Source organism: Kitasatospora sp. NPDC007106 (genome assembly GCF_040634455.1).
Classification (GTDB): Bacteria; Actinomycetota; Actinomycetes; order Streptomycetales; family Streptomycetaceae; genus Kitasatospora; species Kitasatospora arboriphila.
This window is the reverse complement of record NZ_JBEYFP010000683.1, coordinates 1-3119: the sequence shown is the minus strand read 5'-3', so window position 1 is coordinate 3119 and position 3119 is coordinate 1. Positions and strand designations below refer to the sequence as shown.

At 72.7% G+C, this 3119-nt stretch carries 3 protein-coding genes and 1 pseudogene; all 4 read right to left on the bottom strand.

Going from position 1 to position 3119, the window contains the following annotated elements; all coding sequences use genetic code 11:
- Nucleotides 1–566: pseudogene (locus ABZ641_RS30700) on the bottom strand (phenylacetate--CoA ligase family protein); the annotation flags it as partial.
- 100 nt (nt 567–666) lie between these two features.
- A complete protein-coding gene (locus tag ABZ641_RS30695; protein ID WP_359987040.1) occupies nt 667–1536 on the bottom strand; it encodes an SDR family NAD(P)-dependent oxidoreductase in 870 nt (289 codons plus the stop codon).
- Nucleotides 1533–2837, bottom strand: a complete 1305-nt coding sequence (locus ABZ641_RS30690) for an MFS transporter (protein ID WP_344623801.1) — start codon at nt 2835–2837, stop codon at nt 1533–1535. Before ABZ641_RS30690 ends, ABZ641_RS30695 begins: the two co-directional genes overlap by 4 nt.
- A partial coding sequence (locus ABZ641_RS30685; protein ID WP_359987037.1) for a hypothetical protein occupies nt 2834–3119 on the bottom strand: 286 nt, incomplete at its 5' end. The genes ABZ641_RS30690 and ABZ641_RS30685, both read right to left, overlap by 4 nt.

The following is a 3119-nucleotide window of genomic DNA, read 5'->3' as shown; positions in this document are numbered from 1 at the left end:
CCGAACAGCAGCAGTTCGACCGATCCGGCGCTCTCCCCGCGCTGGACGAGGTGTTCGGCGACGGCGCTGAGCTTCATCGGTTCGCCGGCGAGGACGTGCACGCCGAAGCCGTTGACCAGGTCGGCGATGTAGTCGTTGGGTGCGGAGCCGCCGACCGGCAGGCGGACGTTGTCGACCGGCGCGTGGTGCAGGGCGCCCTCGATGAAGAGGAAGCCGCTGTAGAGCTCGCCGGCGCGGAACAGGTTGGCGACCCGGTGGCCCGGCTTGAGGCCGGCCTGGACCATGCCCGCGCCGAAGGCGGTGAGCGCCTCGGCGTGCTCGGTGCGGGTCCACGGCGAGAGCTTGGGGGCGCCGGTGGTGCCGCCGGACTTGTAGACGCCGGCGTCGGTGAGCGGGCCGGTGAGCAGGCGGTTGCCGCGGGTCGCGGCCCAGAAGGCGTCCTGGTCGACGAGGGGCAGCTGGGTGATGTGCGAGACGGTCCGCGGGACGTCGCGGTAGGCCTCGGCGTAGAACGGCGAGTGGGTGCGGGCGAGGTCGACGAGTTCCTGCAGGGACTTGGCGGGCACGGGTCCTCCGGACGGGGGGTCGGGGCGTCGTTTCTTCAAGGGCGCCCGGGTGGTCGGTTCAGGGGTGCTGGGGGCACACCTGGCCCTTCGAGGACGGTTGCTAGGGCAGGTCGGGGCGGCCGATCCAGGTGCGGGCGAGGGTCTGCACGTGGGTGCCGTCGCGGTCGGTGAGTTTCTGGTCGAGGTAGTCGGCGGCCCACCGGCCGGCCGGGATCCGGAACGGCGGGTCGTCGGCGCCGAGGGTGTCGACCACGACGTCGGCGACGTCCTGGGGCTGCTGGCCGGCGCCTTCCCAGCCCTTGGTGCGGACCCAGTCGACGTAGTCGGCGAAGGTGTCGGCGTACGGGCCGGAGGCGGCCTGGACGGTGGTGCGGTTGACGTCCGGGAAGATGCCGAAGTTGGTGCCGCGGACGAATCCGGGCACCACCAGGGACACCCGGACGCCGTGCGCGGCAGCGACCGGGGCGAGGCTCTCCATGAAGCCCTCGACGGCGAACTTGGCGGCGCAGTAAGCCTCGTTGAAGGGCTGGCCGACGATGCCGTGCACGCTGCCGATGGTGATCAGGCTGCCGCGGGCGGCGCGCAGCAGCGGCATCGCGGCCCGGCTGACCGCGATCACCCCGAAGAAGTTGACCTCCAGGTTGGTCCGCAGTGCGGCCATGGTGGACATCTCCAGGGTGGGGTCGAAGTTGGAGATGCCGGCGTTGTTGACGACGGCGTCCAGCCGCCCGTACTCCTCGGCGACGGCGTCGAGGCAGGCGGTGACGGAGTCGGCGTCGGTGACGTCGAGCCGGCGGACGTCGACCTCCACGCCGGCCTGCCCTGCGGCCGAACGCAGGGCTCCGGCGCGGTCGGGGTCGCGCACGGTCGCGACGACCGCGTACCCGGCCCGGGCGGCGGCGACGGCGGTGGCCAGGCCGATGCCGGAGGAGGTTCCGGTGATGAGGACGGTCCTGCGCGTGGTGGTCATGAGGTGCGCTCCGCGAGGGCCGCGTCGGCCGCCCCGTCCTCGGCCGCCGCGCGGGCCTTCTCGCGTTCGGCGGCGTCCAGCAGGGGCTGGATGCGGATCGCGGGCAGGAAGGAGAACGCGGCGAGCAGGGTGCCGCCGGTCATCACGACGCGGGCGGCGTCGAGGATGCCGAGGGAGTCGGTCAGCAGGCTGACGGCCCAGCCGCCGACGAGGGCGGCGAGCGGGATCACGCCCCAGGTGACGGTGCGGTAGGCGGCGTGCATGACGCCCTGGTTCTGGGCGGACATCCGGGACTGCCGGGCGGGTGCGCTGCACACGTTGATGCAGGACATGAAGAAGCCGTAGCAGCCCATGGTCACGGCGATCACCGGGCCGGTCGGCAGGGTGGGGGCGGCGAGCACGCCGAGGCCGACCAGGCAGTGCAGCAGCAGGCCGTAGGCCATCGTCCGGCCGGTGCCGAACCGCTCGCTGATCTTGGGGGCGACCACGGCGCCCAGCAGTGCGCCGACCGCGGCGACCGACATGGCCGCGCCGAACACCGCGACGGAGACGCCGAGTCCGCGGTAGGCGAGGACGGGCAGCACGGTGACGAAGATCGGGCCGCCGCAGTTCAGCGTGATGGCGGCGACGACGACCCGGCGCAGCACCGGGTCGGACCAGTTGAGCCGGAAGCCGAGGGTGAGGCGCTCCCGGACGGAGCCGGTGACGGGTGTGCGGTCGCCCCAGGAGGGCATCGAGCGCAGGCAGAGCGCCGAGACGAGGTAGCTGGCGGCGTCGACGAGGAGGGCGGCGACGCCGAGGGCGCTGTAGAGGGCGGCGGCGATGGACGGGCCGGAGACCTCGGAGACGGAGCGGCTGCCCTCCAGTCGGGAGTAGGCCCGGACGAGGTCGTCCTTCGGGACCACGGCGGGGACGGCGATCAGGTAGCCGACGGTGAAGAAGATGGTCGCGCCGCTGATCGCCGCGACGCAGCCGAAGATCAGCGGGGTGGAGAGCCAGCCGAGCCAGTAGGCGAGCGGGATGACGCCGACGGCGGCCAGCCGCACGAGGTCGCAGGCGAGCATCGTCCACCGCTTGTCCCAGCGGTCGACGAGCACGCCGGCGATCGGTCCGAGCAGCGGGATGCCGAGGTACTGGGCCATCGCGACGATGCCGACCTGGAGGGCGGAGGCGTGCAGCACGAAGATCATCAGGGTGGGGACGACGAAGACGGTGACCCGGTCGCCGACGGTGCTGATGGTCTGGCCGGCCCAGAACAGGTTGAAGCCCCGGCCGAGGGAGGCGGGCAGGCGCGGTTTCACGAGTCCTCCCGGACGACGAGGTCGGACGTCTTGCCGGTGCGGCCGTTGCTGATCAGTGCGTCGACGGTGCGCACCCGGAAGCACTGCGGGTCGTGCTGGAAGGCGGTGCTGAGGGTGAAGGTCGCCGAGAGGATCTCCTTGCGCAGCCGCTCGGTGTCGACCTCGGCGCCGGGGGCGGGGAGCAGCAGCACCTCGACGGACGAGGCGCGGCCGCCCTGTTCGGTGACCAGGACCTGGGCCTGTGTCACGCCGGGCTCGCGTTCGGCCTGGGCGACGATCTGC

Bases quoted from the DNA above. Each gene is read 5' to 3' on its own strand.
- ABZ641_RS30695 (WP_359987040.1), bottom strand. From the start codon at position 1,536: ATGACCACCACGCGCAGGACCGTCCTCATCACCGGAACCTCCTCCGGC.